The organism is Cupriavidus sp. FW305-26 (assembly GCF_058787975.1).
This window is the reverse complement of sequence record NZ_JBYTAH010000021.1, coordinates 12,531-29,967: the sequence shown is the minus strand read 5'-3', so window position 1 is coordinate 29,967 and position 17,437 is coordinate 12,531. Positions and strand designations below refer to the sequence as shown.

General features: G+C 67.2%; 17 protein-coding genes. 9 read left to right on the top strand and 8 right to left on the bottom strand.

Annotated features, from left to right (window positions below; genetic code table 11):
- The first annotated feature begins 44 nt into the window (after positions 1–44).
- Both AC3WQZ_RS14015 and AC3WQZ_RS14010 read left to right on the top strand, forming a co-directional pair.
- Positions 45–2,204, top strand: coding sequence for a type VI secretion system Vgr family protein (locus AC3WQZ_RS14015; protein WP_492300748.1), 2,160 nt, complete (start codon positions 45–47; stop codon positions 2,202–2,204).
- Positions 2,204–2,545 carry an OmpA family protein gene (locus AC3WQZ_RS14010; protein WP_492300747.1) on the top strand — a complete coding sequence of 114 codons (342 nt, stop codon included), beginning with the start codon at positions 2,204–2,206 and terminating at the stop codon, positions 2,543–2,545. Before AC3WQZ_RS14015 ends, AC3WQZ_RS14010 begins: the two co-directional genes overlap by 1 nt.
- A gap of 161 nt (positions 2,546–2,706) precedes the next feature.
- On the opposite strand, the gene AC3WQZ_RS14005 is transcribed toward AC3WQZ_RS14010, so the two are convergent.
- Together AC3WQZ_RS14005 and AC3WQZ_RS14000 are read right to left on the bottom strand one after the other, a co-directional pair.
- Complete coding sequence (locus AC3WQZ_RS14005) at positions 2,707–4,011, bottom strand: MFS transporter (RefSeq protein WP_011617037.1); 1,305 nt, start codon at positions 4,009–4,011, stop codon at positions 2,707–2,709.
- 108 nt (positions 4,012–4,119) lie between these two features.
- Entirely contained in the window at positions 4,120–4,713 is a 594-nt protein-coding gene (locus tag AC3WQZ_RS14000; protein ID WP_011617038.1) for a TetR/AcrR family transcriptional regulator, read from the bottom strand.
- A 162-nt stretch (positions 4,714–4,875) separates the two neighbouring features.
- On the opposite strand from AC3WQZ_RS14000, the gene AC3WQZ_RS13995 reads away from it, so the two are divergent.
- The 5 genes from AC3WQZ_RS13995 to AC3WQZ_RS13975 all read left to right on the top strand — a co-directional run bounded on the left by AC3WQZ_RS13995 (position 4,876) and on the right by AC3WQZ_RS13975 (position 9,305).
- Entirely contained in the window at positions 4,876–5,643 is a 768-nt protein-coding gene (locus AC3WQZ_RS13995) for an SDR family NAD(P)-dependent oxidoreductase (RefSeq protein ID WP_010812484.1), read from the top strand.
- 234 nt (positions 5,644–5,877) lie between these two features.
- Entirely contained in the window at positions 5,878–7,224 is a 1,347-nt protein-coding gene (locus tag AC3WQZ_RS13990; protein ID WP_010812485.1) for an MFS transporter, read from the top strand.
- Positions 7,225–7,305: 81 nt separating this feature from the next.
- Positions 7,306–8,421, top strand: coding sequence for an NADH:flavin oxidoreductase/NADH oxidase (locus AC3WQZ_RS13985; RefSeq protein WP_010812486.1), 1,116 nt, complete (start codon positions 7,306–7,308; stop codon positions 8,419–8,421).
- A 29-nt stretch (positions 8,422–8,450) separates the two neighbouring features.
- Entirely contained in the window at positions 8,451–8,873 is a 423-nt protein-coding gene (locus AC3WQZ_RS13980; protein WP_010812487.1) for a VOC family protein, read from the top strand.
- 264 nt (positions 8,874–9,137) lie between these two features.
- The gene (locus tag AC3WQZ_RS13975; RefSeq protein ID WP_010812488.1) at positions 9,138–9,305 is read left to right on the top strand and encodes a hypothetical protein; all 168 of its coding nucleotides are present in this window, start codon (positions 9,138–9,140) and stop codon (positions 9,303–9,305) included.
- Between the two features lie 234 nt (positions 9,306–9,539).
- On the opposite strand, the gene AC3WQZ_RS13970 is transcribed toward AC3WQZ_RS13975, so the two are convergent.
- The 3 genes from AC3WQZ_RS13970 to AC3WQZ_RS13960 all read right to left on the bottom strand — a co-directional run bounded on the left by AC3WQZ_RS13970 (position 9,540) and on the right by AC3WQZ_RS13960 (position 13,141).
- The gene (locus AC3WQZ_RS13970) at positions 9,540–11,174 is read right to left on the bottom strand and encodes a hypothetical protein (protein WP_037025481.1); all 1,635 of its coding nucleotides are present in this window, start codon (positions 11,172–11,174) and stop codon (positions 9,540–9,542) included.
- A 499-nt stretch (positions 11,175–11,673) separates the two neighbouring features.
- Positions 11,674–12,315 (bottom strand): hypothetical protein, encoded by a 642-nt coding sequence (locus AC3WQZ_RS13965; RefSeq protein ID WP_010812490.1) that lies wholly within the window; start codon positions 12,313–12,315, stop codon positions 11,674–11,676.
- 121 nt (positions 12,316–12,436) lie between these two features.
- The gene (locus AC3WQZ_RS13960) at positions 12,437–13,141 is read right to left on the bottom strand and encodes a Crp/Fnr family transcriptional regulator (RefSeq protein ID WP_041688066.1); all 705 of its coding nucleotides are present in this window, start codon (positions 13,139–13,141) and stop codon (positions 12,437–12,439) included.
- 268 nt (positions 13,142–13,409) lie between these two features.
- Between AC3WQZ_RS13960 and AC3WQZ_RS13955 the strand changes: the two genes are divergently transcribed.
- The gene (locus AC3WQZ_RS13955; protein ID WP_454750174.1) at positions 13,410–15,044 is read left to right on the top strand and encodes an acyl-CoA synthetase; all 1,635 of its coding nucleotides are present in this window, start codon (positions 13,410–13,412) and stop codon (positions 15,042–15,044) included.
- A gap of 29 nt (positions 15,045–15,073) precedes the next feature.
- Here AC3WQZ_RS13955 and AC3WQZ_RS13950 read toward each other — a convergent pair whose 3' ends face one another.
- The 3 genes from AC3WQZ_RS13950 to AC3WQZ_RS13940 form a co-directional block, all read right to left on the bottom strand.
- Positions 15,074–15,319 carry a DUF6566 family protein gene (locus AC3WQZ_RS13950; RefSeq protein ID WP_231881500.1) on the bottom strand — a complete coding sequence of 82 codons (246 nt, stop codon included), beginning with the start codon at positions 15,317–15,319 and terminating at the stop codon, positions 15,074–15,076.
- 51 nt (positions 15,320–15,370) lie between these two features.
- A complete protein-coding gene (locus AC3WQZ_RS13945; protein ID WP_010812494.1) occupies positions 15,371–15,649 on the bottom strand; it encodes a hypothetical protein in 279 nt (92 codons plus the stop codon).
- Between the two features lie 239 nt (positions 15,650–15,888).
- A complete protein-coding gene (locus AC3WQZ_RS13940; protein WP_010812495.1) occupies positions 15,889–16,137 on the bottom strand; it encodes a hypothetical protein in 249 nt (82 codons plus the stop codon).
- A gap of 136 nt (positions 16,138–16,273) precedes the next feature.
- Here AC3WQZ_RS13940 and AC3WQZ_RS13935 point away from each other — a divergent pair, with 136 nt between their 5' ends.
- The gene (locus AC3WQZ_RS13935) at positions 16,274–17,404 is read left to right on the top strand and encodes an AGE family epimerase/isomerase (RefSeq protein WP_010812496.1); all 1,131 of its coding nucleotides are present in this window, start codon (positions 16,274–16,276) and stop codon (positions 17,402–17,404) included.
- The last annotated feature ends 33 nt before the right edge of the window (positions 17,405–17,437 follow it).

Sequence of the window (17,437 nt, the reverse complement as noted above, 5' to 3'; positions counted from 1 at the left end):
GTTTTTTTCGGCACGAAAGCGTTCAACTCCACGGAGTGCTTCGCATGGGTAGCCGATTACCGTTTTCCTCCCGTACCGTTACCGTATCCGGTGATGGGTTGCCGGAACTATTGGGACAGCCGCTGCTAGTATTTTCCAGGCTGTCCGGCACCGAGGGTATCAATTCGCTGTTCGAGTATGAGCTGGAACTCAAGACGCCGGACGACCGCAATGTCCTGTACGGTCCGGCGGGCGATTTCGACCTGGAAGCCATGCAAGGCAAGGAGCTGACAGTCAGTATCGAACTGGACGGCTCCGGCAGCGGCCTGGACGGCGGCCTCGGCAGGGGCAAGCGCGAGATAACAGGGATCGTCACCGATGTGCGCGGCCCTTACCACGAAAACGAGCGCATTCGCTATCGCCTGACCTTGCGCCCCTGGTTTTGGCTCGGCACGCTCACCTCCACCTTCAAGCGGTTCCAGAACATGAATGTCCTGGAAATCGTGGAAGTGGTGCTGAGCAGATATACATTTCCGGTCGAGCGCCGGCTTTCACTCATCGAGTATCCCAAGCGCCAGTATCAATTGCAGGCCGGCGAGACCGACTACCAGTTCGTGCGCCGGCTGCTCGCAGAGTGGGGCCTGAATTTCCATTGGGAGCACACGAACGGCCATCACCGCATGGTGCTGACGGATGGCAATGGCGCCTTCCAGAACATCCCCAGCCCCGCGTATCACACCATCAACTGGTATCCATCCTCGGACCGGGTGGACGAAGAACACCTCCACCAATTCGAGGTACGCGATTGCCTGATTACAGGCTCGTGGGCGCACGGGGATTACGACTACAACCAGCCCCGCGCCGACCTGAATGTCTCCGTTGACGACCCCCGCGAGACCAGCCATGCCACCTATGAACTGTACAGCTGGCCAGGCGATTACGTTCAGCCCAAGTCCGGCAATGACGCCCGCAAGGAAGGCGACATGCTGGCGCGCATCAATATGGAACGCCTGCGGCAACACGGCGTGCGGGTGCGCGGCCAGGGCAACGTGCGCGCAATGGCGCCGGGCCACACCTTTACGCTGAAGCGCTTCCTGCGTGCTAAGGCCAACCGCGAGTACCTGATTTTCGCTACGCGCCTGCTAATCGAGGACGTGGGCGAGTTCGCGGGTAGCGACCAGCAATGGCGCTGCGAGGTGGAATTCGAAGCCCAGCCCACCAGCGAAATCTTCCGGCCCGAGTCGGTCAAGAAGCCTTACATCGGCGGGCATCACATCGCCAGGGTCGTCGGCCCGGCCAATCAGGAAATCTGGAGCGATGATCTGGGACGGGTGCGCTGCCAGTTTGTCTGGGATCGTTACGGTAGTTTTGACGAGAATAGCTCCTGCTGGATTCGCGTAACCGGTTTTTCATCGGGCGGTCGTTTCGGCAACACGCACCTGCCGCGCATCGGCCAGGAAGTCATTGTCATATACGAGGGCGGAGACCCGGATCGGCCAATCATCATCGGGCCTGTCAATAACCGGCTGAACCTGCCGCCGTGGCAGTTGCCCAGCCAGCATGCATTGTCCGGCTACCAGAGCAAGGAACTGTTCGGCGAAGGCCGCAACCAGACCCTCTACGACGACACGCAGGGCCAGCAGCAGGTGCAAGTCGGGTCGGACTACCAGAACAGCCTGCTGGCCCTGGGCCACATTGTCCGGGTGAGGGGTTGGGAGGGACGCAAGGACAAGCGGGGAGAAGGGTTCGAACTGCGCACCGACGCGCATGGCGCGCTGCGCGCCGCACTTGGCCTGCTTATCACCACCTTTTCGCGCCTGAACGCTGAAGGCAACGCGATGAATGTGCGGGATGTCGTCCAGTTGCTCGAACAGGCACAGGGCATTGCCGCCACCATGGGAGAGAAGGCGACTGAAGCCCAGGCCCAGGACGGCGAACAGACCGACATTGCAAAACTGCTGGAGAAGCAGCTCGAGCAAATCCAGGGCGGAGGCGAACTGAAGGAATTTACCGCCCCCCATCTGGTATCGGCCAGCCCCGCCGGCATCGTCTCCACGGCAGCGGGTTCGACCCACATCGCCAGCGGTGGCGACACCGCACTGACCACGGGGGAACACCTGTCCGTCACCGCCGGTGGCGGCTTCTTTGCCAGCGTGCGCAAGGCGCTGCGCATGTTCGCCTATGAGGCTGGCATGAAGCTGGTTGCAACCACCGCAGCACCGTAGTGTTTCGCGGCGACGACATGTTCGGCGCGGGCCGGGCCGAGGTCAATGCGAAGCTGACGCCGACGCTGAACAAAGTGGCGGGCGAAATCAATAAGTTGCAGGGCAAGGTGCAGGTGATCGGCCACAGCGACAACCAGCCCATCAAGAGCGCCCGCTACCCGTCCAACCAGGTCCTGTCCGAGGAGCGTGCCGCCATGGTCAGCGAATACCTCGCCAGCCAGGGCGTCGCCAAGAGACGCCTCGAAGCCATCGGCAAAGGCGACACCGAGCCGTTGACGGACAACAAGACCCCCGCCGCCCGCGCGGCGAACCGGCGGGTGGAAGTGGTCGTCACACAGTAGGAAGCTCGGACGCCAAGGCGGGCTATAAAGGGCGGTTGAACCGGCGGCTTTCCCTTCACGCCTTCTCTCCCGCTACCTGGTTCACCGACAGGGCCTGCGCCGTCTGGATCAGCGGCGCCCGCGCTTCATCCAGGCTGAGGCTGGCACCGAGGCAGCGCAGGTTACGCCCGCGCTGCCTCGGTTGCCGCCGCAGCGCGTGTCCGGCTGACCATCAGTGCCAGCAACGCCGCCACCATGCAGGCCGCACCGGCCGCGTACAGCGCCGGCGTATAGGTCAGCAGCAGCGTACGGCTCAACCCCGCACCGAACGCTGCCACGGCCGCGCCGATCTGGTGGGCCGCGAAGATCCAGCCGAACACCATCGGCGCGCGTTCGCGCCCGAAGGCGGTGGCCGCCAGCTTGATAGTGGGCGGCACGGTGGCGATCCAGTCCAGGCCGTAGAACATCGCAAAGATCGACAGGCCGTACAGCGTGAAGGTCGAATGCGGCAGCCAGAACAGCGACAGGCCGCGCAGCGCGTAGTACCAGAACAGCAGCTTGCGGCTGTCGTAGCGGTCCGACAGCCAGCCCGACAGGATGGTGCCGATGAAATCGAACGCACCCATCATCGCCAGCGCCGAGGCGGCCGGCACCGGGCCCATGCCGAAGTCGCCGCACAGCGCGATGAAGTGGGTCTGGATCAGCCCGTTAGTGCTCAGGCCGCAGATGAAGAAGGTGCCGGCCAGTACCCAGAAGGTCTGGGTACGGGCGGCATCGCGCAGCACCAGGAAAGGCCCGCGCAGCGTGAACGGCGTGACGGTTTGTGCGGCGGGCGGCGTGGCTGGATGGGCCGGGATATCGCCAAACGCCGCCAGGCCGACATCGGCGGGTCGGTTGCGCATCAGTGCGAATACCAGCAGCGCCAGCGCCGCGCAGGCAGCCAGCACCGGCAGCACGGCCACGCGCCAGCCCATATGCTCGATCAGCCAGGCGGCCACCGGCAGGAAGGCCAGTTGCCCCGTCGCCGCGCTGGCCGTCAGGATGCCGATCACCAGCCCGCGCCGCGCGCTGAACCAGCGGTTGGCAACCAGGGCCGCCAGCACCAGCGCGGTCAGCCCGGAGCCAACGCCCAGCATCAGGCCCCAGGCGACAAAGAGCTGCCACAACTCGGTCGTCACGGTGGCCAGCGCCATGCCACCGGCAATCAGCGCCAGCGCGGCGCAGACCACGTTGCGCACCCCGAAGCGATCCATCAGCAGCGCCGAGAACGGTGCCATCAGCCCGAACAGCGCAAAGCGAAAGGCCAGGATCGATGAGATCTGGTCGGTGTTCCAACCCATCTCCTTGGTCAGCGGCTTAAGGAAGGCGCCAGGCAGGCCAAGCGCGGCCGAAGTGGTGAGCATCACCAGGAAGGTCAGGGCGGCGACCAGCCACGCGTAGTGGATGCCGCGCCGGTCGAGCCGGCTGGAAAGGGCTTGCGCGAACATGGGGGTCTCGTTGTCAGGGTCCGGGAAGGCGTTGGCAAAGGGCAAAGCGAAGCCATCCCCGCCGTGTCTGACGGCGGCGGGGTGTCTCAGCCTTGGGGAAAACGGGGTTTAGGCGGTGCTGCCCAGCAGGCGGCTCCGCACCGCATTCAGCATCTCGTCGGAGAGCGGATCGCCGTCGGCGGCACGCGCCAGCGTAAGGGCGCCGACAAGCAGGGCCATGCGCACCAGCGCTTCATCGTGGCGCAGCTGGGGGTCATCGGATTCAACGGTCTGCGCCATGTCGTCCACCAACGCGCGCAAGCCTTCCACGTAGGCCTGGCGCACGGGCTTGCCGGCCGGCTCGCGGGCCACGTCCACGGCCAGCGCCGCGGCGGCACAACCCACGCCCGGGTTGGCGCAATGCGCGGCGGTCAGGTAGGGCTCAACCAGGTTGGCCAGCATGGCCTTGCGGTCGCCATCGGCGCGGGCCAGGCGGCGTTCCCAGCGGGCGGTCGATTCTTCAAACGCGCGCTTGCAGGCCTGCGCGGCCAGCGCGTCCTTGGAGGCGAAGTGGCCATAGAAGCCGCCATGGGTCAGGCCCGCGTCGGCCATCAACTCGGCCACGCTGACGCCATTCAGTCCGCGTTCGCGGAACAGGCGCGACGACGCCTGTTCGATCGCCTCGCGGTTCTTGTCGGTTTGTTCGCGTGATGCGCGTGCCATCTGAAGACCTCTTCGGGATTTATGCCTTGACTGGAGTTTAGATGATGACCATACTTTATTCAATAGATGATGGCCATCATCTATGTGCAGTCTCCCTTTCGCCGCATTTGTGCCGATGTGTGTCCAGGTGCCGGCTCCCAATCTTCACAGGAGTGATCAGTCATGCAGAACCTCTTCGACCTTGGCGGCCGCGTTGCCGTCATCACCGGCTCCACCCGTGGCATGGGCCTGGAAATGGCGCGCGCGCTTGGCGCGGCCGGCGCCGCCGTGGTGGTGTCCGGGCGCGATGCAGGCGCGGCGCGCGACGCCGCCAGTCAGCTGGAGGCCGAGGGCATCCGCGCCACCGGCATCGCCTGCGATATCGCCGATGTCGACAGCGTGCGCGCCTTCGCGGAGCAGGCGCTGGCCGCGTATGGGCGCGTCGATGCACTGGTGCTCAATGCCGCCGCGAGCGGCCAGCCCGGATCGATGCTGAGCCAGGGACCCGAGGTGTTCGATGCGGCCATGGCGGGCAATGTGCGCGGCAACCTGGTGCTGGTGAACGCCCTGGCGCCGCAGATGATCGGTCGCCATGACGGATCCATCATCTTCATGTCGAGCATTGCCGCCAAGCGTGGCTCTGCCTTCCTGGGGATGTACAGCGTGACCAAGGCCGCCATCGACCAGGCGGTACGCAGCCTGGCGCTGGAGCTGGGGCCGTCCGGCATCAACGTCAACGCAATCAATCCCGGCCCGGTGCGCACCGAGTTCTCGCGCGACGCGCTGTGGGGCGATCCGGAGCGCGAGGCGCGGCTGGCTGCGGGCGTGCCGATGCGGCGCATCGGCGAGGCCAGCGATGTCGCGGGTCTTGCCGTCCTGCTGGCGGCACCGGCCGGGCGCTTTATCCACGGGCAGAGCATCGGCGTGGATGGCGGGCTGTCGGCGCAGTAACCCCGTGCCGTGGCGGGCGGCCGATGCTCAGTGTCATTGGCCGGGCGGAGGCGAAATGTGCATACATAGGAACGCGCCTTCAGCACGTTGAAGGGTTTTCCCGTATCGTCTTGACCTGATGTTCACCATGCCTTGCGTGCAGCCCTCGCACCACTAGTCCCGGCATGGCGGCAACCGGTAAAGACAGTGTCCAGCACAGCACCCCTCCAATCCGCTTCCACCGCGGACGCCGCGATGACTTCGCGCGAGCGCCGCGGCATGGCCGCCATCCTCATCGCCGTCGCCCTTGCCACCCTGGATACCGCGATCGCCAACACGGCGCTGCCGTCGATCGCGGCGGACCTGCGCGCCACGCCGGCCGCGTCGGTGTGGGTGATCAATGCCTACCAGCTGGCCATGGTGTCGACGCTGCTGCCGTTCGCGGCGCTGGGCGGCGTGGTGGGCCACCGGCGCATCTACCTTGGCGGCGTGGTGCTGTTCACCGCCGCCTCCGTGGTGTGCGCGCTGGCGTGGTCGCTGCCGACGCTGGCGGCGGCGCGTGTGCTGCAAGGCATCGGCGCGGCGGCAATCATGAGCGTCAACACGGCGTTGATCAGCGCGATCTTCCCCACGCACCGGCTCGGGCGCGGGCTGGGGCTCAATGCACTGGTGGTGGGCGTGTCGTTCGCGGTGGGCCCCACCGTGGCCTCGGTGATCCTGTCATTCGGCACGTGGCCGTGGCTGTTCGCCGTCAACCTGCCGATCGGCCTGCTCGCGCTGGCGATCGGGCGCGGCTCCTTGCCGCAGACGCCGCGCAGTGCGCATGGGTTCGACCGCGTCGCGGCGGGGCTCAGCGTGGTTGCCTTTGCCGCGCTGGTCCTTGCGCTGGGCGAAGGTGCGCAGCGCGCGCCGCTGCATCTGTCGCTGGCCGCGGCGGGCATCTTCATGGTGACGTTCGGCCTGCTGCTGTGGCGCGAGCGCGGCCATCCGGCGCCGATGCTGCCGGTGGACCTGTTCCGGCGGCCCATGTTCGCGCTGTCGACGCTGACCGCGGTGTGCTCCTTCGCCGCGCAAGGCCTGGCCTTCGTCTCGCTGCCGTTCTACTTCCAGCACGTGCTCGGGCGCGGGCAGGTCGAGACCGGTTTCCTGCTGACCCCGTGGTCCGTCGTGGTGGCGCTGATCGGGCCGCTTGCCGGGCGCCTGTCTGACCGCTACCCGCCGGCCGTGCTCGGCGGCGTGGGGCTGGCGGTGCTTAGCGTTGGCATGCTGTCGCTGGCCATGCTGCCGGCCGACCCCAGCGCGCTTGATATCGGCATCCGCATGTGCATCTGCGGTGCGGGTTTCGGCTTCTTCCAGTCGCCCAACCTCAAGGCGTTGATGACGAGCGCCCCGCGCGAGCGCAGCGGTGGCGCCAGCGGCGTGGTGGCCACGGCGCGGTTGCTGGGGCAGGCCACGGGTGCAGCACTGGTGGCGCTGTGTTTTGGCATTGCCGGGGACCACGGGCCGGGGTTGGCCCTGGCGCTGGGCGCGGGCTTCGCCGGGCTGGCCGCGATCGCGAGCTGGCTGCGCCTGGCAGCGCGCGATCCGTTGGCGGCGTCGTAGCGGCGCGGCCGGGCCGGCAGCAATTCCGGCGCCGGCCTAGAATCGATATTTCCTGTCCGATCCCTGCATGGAGCAGCACGCATGAGCTTTCTGTTCGAACCGCTCGCCATCGGCGATCTCACCCTCGCCAACCGCATCATCATCGCCCCGATGTGCCAGTACTCCGCGCGGGACGGCAACGCCGGCGACTGGCACATGATCCACCTCGGTTCGCTGGCGCTGTCCGGCGCCGGCATGCTGATCGTGGAAGCCACGGCAGTCTCGCCCGAAGGGCGCATCACGCCGCAGGACCTGGGCCTGTATTCGGACGAAAACGAGGCGGCGCTTGGCCGCGTGGTCAAGGCGATGCGCGCGCATTCGCCGATCGCCATTGCGATCCAGCTGGGGCATGCCGGCCGCAAGGCGTCGAGCCAGGCGCCATGGGATGGCGGGCAGCAGATCGCGCCGGATGCGCCTGGTGGCTGGCATGCGGTGGCGCCTTCCGCGGTACCGCATGGCGCGGAAGAAGTCGCGCCTGCCGCGCTGGACCGTGCCGGCATGGACAAGGTGCGCGACGACTTTGTCGCGGCGGCAAGGCGTGCGGCGCGGCTTGGGTTGAACGGGATCGAGATCCATGCCGCGCACGGCTACCTGCTGCACCAGTTCCTGTCGCCGCTGGCCAACCATCGTGACGACGAATACGGCGGCAGCCTGGAGAACCGCATGCGGTTCCCGATCGAGGTGTTCGACGCGGTGCGTGAGGTGTTCCCGGCTGAGCGTCCGGTGTGGATGCGTATTTCCGCAACCGACTGGGTGCCGGGCGGATGGGATATCGAAGGCACGGTGGCGTTGTCGAAGGCTCTCAAGGCGCGCGGCTGTGCGGCGATCCATGTGACCACCGGCGGCGTGTCGCCGCAGCAGGCGATCAAGCTCGGGCCCGGCTACCAGGTGCCGTACGCGCAGCGCGTAAAGGCCGAGGTTGGCCTGCCGACGATTGCGGTGGGCCTGATCACTGAGCCGGAGCAGGCCGAAGCCATCATCGCCAACCACGAAGCCGACGCGGTGTCGCTGGCCCGTGCCATGCTGTATGACCCGCGCTGGCCCTGGCATGCGGCCGCGCGGCTGGGCGCAAGCGTGCAGGCGCCGAAGCAATACTGGCGGTCGCAGCCGCGCGAACTGAAAGACCTGTTTGCCGATGCGGCTTTCGGGCAGCGCTAGGCTGCCGGTCGATACAGGAGGAACCCGCCATGAGACCCCGGATTACGCTGATCACGCTGGGTGTCGATGACCTGCAGCGTGCGGTGCGCTTCTATCGCGACGGCCTGGGACTGCCCACCGCAGGCATTGTCGGCGAGCAGTTCGAGCACGGCGCCGTGGCCTTCTTCGACCTGCAGGCCGGATTGAAGCTCGCGGTCTGGCCGCGCACCAGTCTTGCGCATGACACCGGACTGCAGGTGACACCGCGCGCGCAGACGGATTTCTCGCTGGCGCATAACGTCGGCGACAAGGCGGAAGTGGATGCGGTGATGGCCCAGGCGCTGGCCGCGGGCGCCAGCGTGGTCAAGCCGGCGCAGGATACGTTCTGGGGCGGGTACGCCGGCTATTTCCAGGATCCCGACGGGCATCTGTGGGAAATCGCCTGGAATCCTGAGATGTTGCCCGCGGATTAAGGACCGGCGCGATGCGCGCCTTGCGCACGCCCCGTTCCTTCTATCAAGACCTTGCCTTGCGGCGCTGCATCATGACTGGTGCAGTGCCGCAAAGGGATTTCCATGATTGCCACGCTCCGTCGAAGTGGTGACTATCATTTCAACAGACAGCCATAGCATGCTGGCGACGGAGCGCCCCCACGCATTCCCGCAAGACCCCCGCATCACGCCCCGTCGGCAGCCCACCGAAGTAAAGCAATAAGAACAATGGCAAGGGAGACATCCATGCAAGTCTATGACAGCCTGCTGTATGTGACTGCGATGGTGCTGGTGTGTTTGTATGTGTATCTGGGCGTGCTGTCCCGCAGCACGGCGATCCGGCTGGGTTCCCCGGCGATCGTTGCGGGGCTGGTGCTCGCCTATTCGCTGTCCCCGCTGCACTCGGGCGGCTGATGCCGCCGGCCCCCGGCTGAGCGGGGGTTCTGCTGATTCTACCGCGGCCGCCGCCTGATGGTCGGGGTTGCCTTCGCCCTGCGTGATCGAGTCGCGCGGCAGCGTATCGATCGCTGCCGGCAAGTCCTGCGGTAGCACCGGTTGTGCAGCCCAACGAAAAAAATGCCGGCGCCGCAAGGCGACACCGGCTTGAATCGCTGTCCGGACGCAGCAGTCCGGCGACTTGCAGCGGAGTTACAGACGGTTGACCGAGATGCTGAAGAACCGGCGAGCCGTATTCACGCCGATCGCCACATTCAGGCCCGTGTTGCCAATCGACATGCTGATGGCCTCACTACCGCCGCTGTTGTTGGGCGTCGGGGCACGGTAGCGCAGCCCGTCGAGCGGGGTGTTCACCTTCCAGGTGTCCACCCGTCCGTCGTCGCGCTCGCGCGTGTACGTGTTTGCCTGGGCATCCACCGCGGTGACCTTGACCGTGGAGGCCGTCGTCGTGCTGATGCCATCGGCCGTGGCGGAGTTGCTGTCCACCGGAAGAATGCTCGTGTCCCAGAACGAACTGGTCGCGCCCACGGCAGGCAGCGCACGGGCGATCCGCCTGGTGGCCATCGTGAATCCGTCACCGTGGGTGAAGACGATGACCAGTTGCCCGTCGGTGCCCTTGAACGCGTAGGCCCGCTCAACACCACCGTCCTGTTCGGTGAGGTTCAACCCGCCATCGGGGTTGAGCGTGATGGTGGGAAATTCATCCGGCAGCCATGCCGAGCACGAATCCAGGCCCGAGCAATCTGCGCCGGCGGTCACCTTGCCCGCGGCATCCAGGCTGAAGTTCACGCGCGACGCCGCGTACGGCGACGGGCCATCGCGCTCATAGCCAAGACCATTCCAGTCGCCAGCCAGGTCGGCCAGGGCCAGTGCCTGGGCAGGAATCAGCAGGGCGGGCAGGCGGTTGACCGTGCCAGCCGGAGGCAGCACCACGCTCAGGCCCGACTTGGAGACCAGCACGGTGTCGGTGCCTGCGGTGAAGCGGCAGGCTTCCGATGCGTCGGCGGTGAAGGTGGTCACGTCGGTGCCCAGCTTGAACTGCAACGTGGCGGCGTCCATTTCGCCGGCTTCTCCAATCGGCGTGCCCAGTTCCACGACGTGGTACTTGCCGGTCTTCAACCCGGCGCAGGTGGCCGCTGCCGGTTGCAGTGCGGTCTGGACTGCCGCTGCGCCGGCATTGGCAGCGACTGCTGAAGAAAGCTCAGCCAGCGTGGTCTTGGATGCCTCCAGGCGATCGCCCAACTGGTCCAGCAGCTGGTCCTGCGCATTGCCCGCGTTGGCGCCGTTGGCGGCCACCAGCGGATCCTTGACCGGGTCGATGCTGGAAAGGTCGACCACGCCCGTCAGCACCAGGCGCACGGCGCCGATGGCACTGGTTACGTTGTCGGAGGTGAGCCTGGCTTGCGCGTTCGCATCGAACTGCTCGAAGAAGGCATCGGTGTTGCCCTGTGCCAGTGAAGCGGTGACCAGCTCGGTCAGCGGCGTGATGTTGGCCGTCGCGGTGGTGCCGGTGCCGGCTTCGACCACGGAATGCAGCGTGGTGCCGTCAGGCGCCGTGACGCTGAGCACGCAGGGACGCGTCGCGCCTTCGATGCTGATGGTGAAGCTGCCGTCCGCCGCGGTGGTGGCGGTGCCGCTGCCCGATGCGCACTTGGCCTGCACGGCGGCATTGCCCAGTGCGGCGCCAACTGCGGCGGTGCCACTGATCCTGGTGGCGGCAGGTGCCGCCGTGGTGGTGGTCGGCGCGGTCGAACCGCCATCGCCGCCTCCGCATGCAGACAGGACCGCCGTCGCCAGACCCGTCAAGAACAGTTGTTTTGTTTTCATCCCGTTTCGCCCTGTATGGTTTTTGTTCTGGCGGAGTCCTGCGGTGGTCGATATCCGGCTCATGCAGGCCCCGCCCGCAGGGTGGCTGACCCGCCCCGCGAGGCGAGTCTGCGTGATAGGGGGGATGGGGCCAACCCGAGTTCAGGCGATTGACAAACTGTCGGGAGTGTGTGGGCAGAGGCTGCTGCGGCAACGCTGCAGGATGGCTGTCACGTGCCTGGCTGCCGTGGTTGCATTCATTGGTCTGGCGGAAAAAAGAAAAGCCGGTGCCGCAGGGCGGCACCGGCTTGGTTCGTGTCCGGGCGCGGGGTGCCCGGATTCACGGTTGGGGGCGAGGTTACGGGCGGCCGACCGAGATATCGTAGAACAATCCGTTCACGCCGATGCCGAGGGTCAGGGCGGTATTGCCCGGGATCAGCGCAATCATTGCCGATGCATTGCTGGTTGCTGCGCGCGGTGGTTGACAAACTCCGCGCCATGTGACGCCCAGGCCGCTGCGTCAGGCGGCCGTCGGCACAAGGCCGGGCCAGGTGGCAGTGGGCGCTGTGGTGCGGCTGCCTGCCCGGCAATCTTCCACCAGGCGCGCCGCATCGATGCCGAACCAGTTCTGCCAGCTGCGCGCCAGCGCGCTGCCGGAACGCAGGCCGGCATGCGCCGCCAGCACGTCCAGCGAAGACACCGGGCCGGCGGCGGCCAGCGCGTGCAGGGCATGGGCGGCGCGTTGCTCGCGCAGCAGCGGGTGCAGCGCCTCGCCTTCGGCGAAGAGCCGGGCGCGCACCTGGCGGGCCGGCACCTGCCATTGCGCGGCCAGGCGCTCGACATTCCAGTCGGTATCGGGGCGGGAAAAGACCAGGCCGGCAAAGCGGCGCGACCAGGGCCTGTCGCCGGGCTTGCCGGCCAGGCGCGGGCATTCACTGTCTGGGACGGCAGTCAGGACGATGGCGCAAGGGTGCTGCCACGTGCCGGGCAAGTCGCAGTCGAAGTGGGCAAAGGCGTGGACCACGAACGGGTCGCCGGGCCGCACCTCGCGCCGCGCATTGGCATCGCGCAGGCTGGCCGTGCCGTGCAGGGCTTGTACCTGCACGGCAAAGGGGAAGCGCAGGCGGGCAAAGCGGACGTGGTGACGGCTGACAAGCGGCATGCGGAAGACAACCCGGAAGCTGAGCGGGGGTGCGGCCGGTAACTGTCGCAGGATTCAACGGGCGGCGCAAGGCCGCGGACATCGTCCGTTTGATCGTTCACGGCGCCCGGTGACGGCAGCGTTACAGCTCGGACAGCCCGAAGTGGCGCAGCCGGGGCAGGTCGGTCACGCGGATGCTCTGGTAGGACAGGTGGACCATGCCGGCATCGGCCAGCCGGCGCAGCGCCTGGTTGACCCGCTGGCGCGACAGCCCGGTCAGCAGGCCGATCTCTTCCTGCGACAGCTCCAGCACGGGGCTGGTGCGCGGATACAGGTCCGGGTGGAACAGCTGCGCGATGGCCTGCGCCACGCGCGCATCGGCGCCCAGCAGGCGGTCGTTCTGCACGGTGGCGATGAACTGGCCCATGCGCTCGTTGAGCTGGCGCACGACAAAGCTGGCGAACGGCAGGCTCTGCGCCAGCAGCGTATTGAACACCGGCTCTGGCACCAGCAGCACCTGCGAGTCACGGATCGCGATCACGTCATAGCGGCGGTCTTCGCGCTTGATCACGCTGCCTTCGCCGCACCAGCCGCCGGCGGGCACGCCGGAGAAGGTGCAGCCGCGCCCGTCGGGGGTGTACACCGCCAGCTTGATCAGGCCGCTGTCCACCCCGATCCAGTGGCGCGACGGCTCGCCGCGCCGGGCGATGAAGGCGCCCGCGGCAAAGGACTGGAGCAGCGTCTCGCGCGCGGCCAGCGCCTGGTGTTCCGGCGCCAGGGCACCGAACCAGGCATGGCCGGCAAGGACTGCGGCAGGGGCGGAAATCGGGTCTGCAGGTTCGCTCATGGCATGGGCGCGCGGCTCGGGCCGGGTCCCTGTAAGAATCGTGTAAGCCTTGCCTGGCGCGGGTTTGCGGCAGGTTTGTCGTCTCGGCGACAGTGCGCCAGCGTGTGCGATGATAGCCTTGTGCCAGAAAAAGTGACAGCGCCGGATGGCGTGGACAATGGTCACCTCGCCCCGGACATCGCTGCACCCATGCAGCGCATTGACAGCATCACGCGGCCTGTTGCGCGGCCCTGCCGCCAACGCCGCCAGATACGCGGAGACACAAGCAATGCCCACCGATTTCGACAGCGGCCTGGCCCGCAACGCGGCCAATTTCGTACCGCTTACGCCCATCGACTTCCTGGTCCGCGCCGCCGAGGTGTACGGCCAGCGCCTGGCCATCGTGCACGGCCCGCTGCGCCAGAACTGGCGCGACACCTATGCGCGCGCACGGCGCCTGGCCAGCGCGCTGGCGCGTGCCGGCATCGGCAAGGGCGATACCGTGGCCGCGCTGCTGCCCAATACGCCGGCCATGGTGGAGGCGCATTTCGGCGTGCCGATGGCGGGCGCCGTGCTCAATGCGCTCAATATCCGCCTCGACGCCGCCAACCTGGTCTTCATGCTGCGCCATGGCGAGGCGCGCGTGCTGCTGGCCGATACCGAGTTTGCCGACCTGGCGCGCCAGATGGCGCTGGAGATCCCCGGCCTGAAGGTCATCGCCGTGCATGACGTGCTGGGCCCGCAGGAGGCGCCGTTCGGCGACACCGATTACGAAGCCTTCCTCGCCTCGGGCGACCCGGACTACGCGTGGCACATGCCGGCCGACGAGTGGGAAGCCATCGCGCTGAACTACACCTCGGGCACCACCGGCGACCCCAAGGGCGTGGTCTACCACCACCGCGGCGCGGCCATCAATGCCGTGTCCAACATCCTCGAGTGGGATTTGCCCAAGCACCCGGTCTACCTGTGGACGCTGCCGATGTTCCACTGCAATGGCTGGTGCTTCCCGTGGACCGTTGCCGCGCGCGCGGGCGTCAACGTGTGCCTGCGCAAGTTCGAGCCCAGGCTGGTATTCGACCTGATGCGCGAAGAGGGCGTGACCCACTACTGCGCCGCGCCGATCGTGCATACCGCGCTGGTCAATGCGCCCGCCGCGTGGCGCGAGGGCGTGCGCGGCCCGGTGCGCGGCATGGTGGCCGGCGCGCCTCCGCCGGCCGCGGTGCTGGCGCAGATGGAGGCGATGGGGTTCGAGCTGACCCATGTCTATGGCCTGACCGAGGTCTACGGCCCGGCCGCGGTCTGCGCCGAGCAGGATGACTGGAGCACGCTGTCCGAGCAAGACCGCGCGGTCAGGAAGGCGCGTCAGGGCGTGCGCTATCACCTGCAGTCGCAGGTGGCGGTGCTCGATCCCGATTCCATGCAGCCGGTGCCGGCCGATGGCGAGACCATCGGCGAGATCATGTTCCGCGGCAATATCTGCATGAAGGGCTACCTCAAGAACGAGAAGGCCACGCGCGAGGCCTTTGCCGGCGGCTGGTTCCATACCGGCGACCTGGGTGTGTGCATGCCCGATGGCTATATCAAGATCAAGGACCGCAGCAAGGACATCATTATTTCCGGCGGCGAGAACATCTCCAGCGTTGAGGTGGAGGACGCGCTCTACCGGCATCCCGCGGTGCTGGCCGCCGCAGTGGTGGCGCAGCCCGATGCCAGGTGGGGCGAGACCCCATGCGCGTTTGTCGAACTGAAGGACGGCGCCAGCGTCAGCGCGGAAGAACTGATCGCGCATTGCCGCACGCTGCTGGCGGGCTTCAAGGTGCCCAAGGCGGTCTACTTCGGGCCGCTGCCCAAGACCTCGACCGGCAAGATCCAGAAGTTCGAGCTGCGCCGCAAGGTGAAGTCGGATTCGGCGATCGACGTTTGATGGGCTGAAGCGGCGCTGGTGCAGCGCCGCTATTGCAGCGCCGCGTCCTCGGCATCGTGCAGGCCGGCGATGTGCGTGTCGATGGCCTCGCGCCCCCAGGCAATGCCCGCGCGCGTGGCGTCGGTGGCGCAGCCAAAGCGCGTCTGCGCGGCCGGGCAGGGCAGCGCCAGCTTGCTGCCGTGATGCCAGATCTCCGCGCGCAGCGTCCACCACCCGTCATGCTGGCCGCCATAGCGCAGCGCCGCGACATGGATGCGGTGGCCGCGGTATGTCACGTTCTGGTCATGCCATCCACTGGGCATAGACGTGAGGCGCGCCGGGGCAACTCAACGCGCCCGCATCTCGGCGGGGTTGCCGGGTTTGGGCGGGCGGTGCCAGTCCTGGTCGATGTCCGGGAACACCTCACATTCACCCCGCACGATGTTTTCAATGGTGGCGCATACGCATTCGGTGCCGCGCGGCCCCACGCAGACCAGGCTGCGCGGATGGTCGGTGTGCTGCGGGATGGCATAGACGCGCATGCCCTCGCGGAAGAGGGGATGCTTGGTGAGGCGCTCGTTCATCAGTTCAACGAAGCGCTGGGGAGTGACGACCGGCTTATCCATTGCATGCTCCTGCGGCCTTGCCCACCGTGCCCGTTTCTAGGGGCGGCATGGCGACCAGGTCAGTTAAGGCCAGGAATATGACAGGCAGGTGGCAGGAAGCGCCCCGGGCAGCATACGTTGCCCGGGCGTGGCCGGAACGGAAAACCGCAGGTAAATGCATACCCCGCGTTGCCACTGCCACGCTTCCAGACTAGGACACGCGGCACGTAGTGCAAGTGTTGCGCGATGCCGTGGGGGCTTCAGGTGGCGTGCAGCTCGCCTGCGGCGCGCGGACCGTTCAGTATGCCGTTGCCGGCGGCCCAGCAGGCGGCCTCGGCCTCTGCGCGGGAACCGTAGGTGGATGGCGCTGCGACGGTGCAATCCTCGTCGGCGGCGCCACAGCGTTCTTCCATGACGATGCGCCAGGTGAACTGGCCGGGTGCATCTTCAAGGACGTGAAGCACCAATGTGCGGTGATCGTCAGTCAGCGTGAGGGGCAAAGTCGACATGGCTGTCTCCCGTTCGCGGGTGGGCGCCATTGATGCTAGCAAGAGGTCGCCGCAAATGCCATGACTGTCTTGCGGCCGCGGCATGGCAAGATACGGCCTTTGCGGCCTTCGCCGCGCCTGTACTTTCCGCCAGACCATGCCCATCTCGCCTGAGCTCAACCAAGGGGTCGCCGCCCTGACGGCACATTACGATGCCACCGTGCTGCCGCTGTGGACCGCCAGCGGCTGGAACGGCGACCTGCTGCTGCCCTACGAGGCACTCGACGGCGCCAGTGCCGCGCCGTTGGCGCCGGCCCGCTATCGCGCCATGGCATGCGCCCGCCAGCTCTATGTGTTCTCGCTGGCCGGCAACCATGCGCATGCCGATACGCTGTTCGGCTCGCTGCAGGCCTACTTCGGCAATGGCGAGGGCGCGTGGCTCTATAGCGTCGACCCGGCCGGCACGCCGCTCGATGCCACGCGCGACCTCTATACGCATGCCTTCGTGATCTTCGCCTGCGCCAACTATCATGCGCGGCGCGGCAATCCCGATGCGCTCGACGTGCTCGATGAAACCGTCGATGTCGTCGAGGACCTCTTCGGCGACGAACAGGGCCTGTACCACGCCGCGCTTACCGAGCATTTCCGGCCCAAGGGCGCCGGCGTGCTGCAGAACCCCATCATGCACCTGACCGAGGCCTACCTGGCCGCGCTGGATGCGACCGGGGACGAATGGTATGCCGAACGCCTGCGCGAGATCGCGATGGCGGTGCATGAGCGCTTTGTCGATCCGGCCAGCGGCTGCATTGCCGAGCTGCCCCAAGGCAGCCCCGGCAACCGCATCGAGCCGGGCCACCAGTTCGAGTGGTTCTCGCTGGTGGCAGGCAGGCCGGCGCTGCTCGGCGACCTGCCGCTGGCCGATACGCTGCGCCAGGCCTTTGCCTTTGCGCAGCGGCACGGCGTGGTGCCGTCGACGCAGGGCGTCAGCGCGGCACTGAACGCCGATGGCTCCATGCTGGACGATACCCAGCGCATCTGGGCGCAGACCGAATATGCGCGCGCGCTCGCCGTGCATGGCGCGCCGGAGTCGCTGGCGGCGCTGGAAGCCTGGACGCAGCAGTTCCGCAGCCGCTTCCTGCACGATCACGGCTGGCATGAATGCCTGGCGCGCTCGGGCAGCGTGGTACGCGCCGAAATGCCTTCGACCTCGCCGTACCACCTGGCGACGTCCTACTCGGCGCTCGCCGCGCTGGCCGGCGTGGCGTGGCCGGCATTGCCAGGGGCTTAGGCCACCCTGCGCCAGGCGGTGCGGCAGCACGAT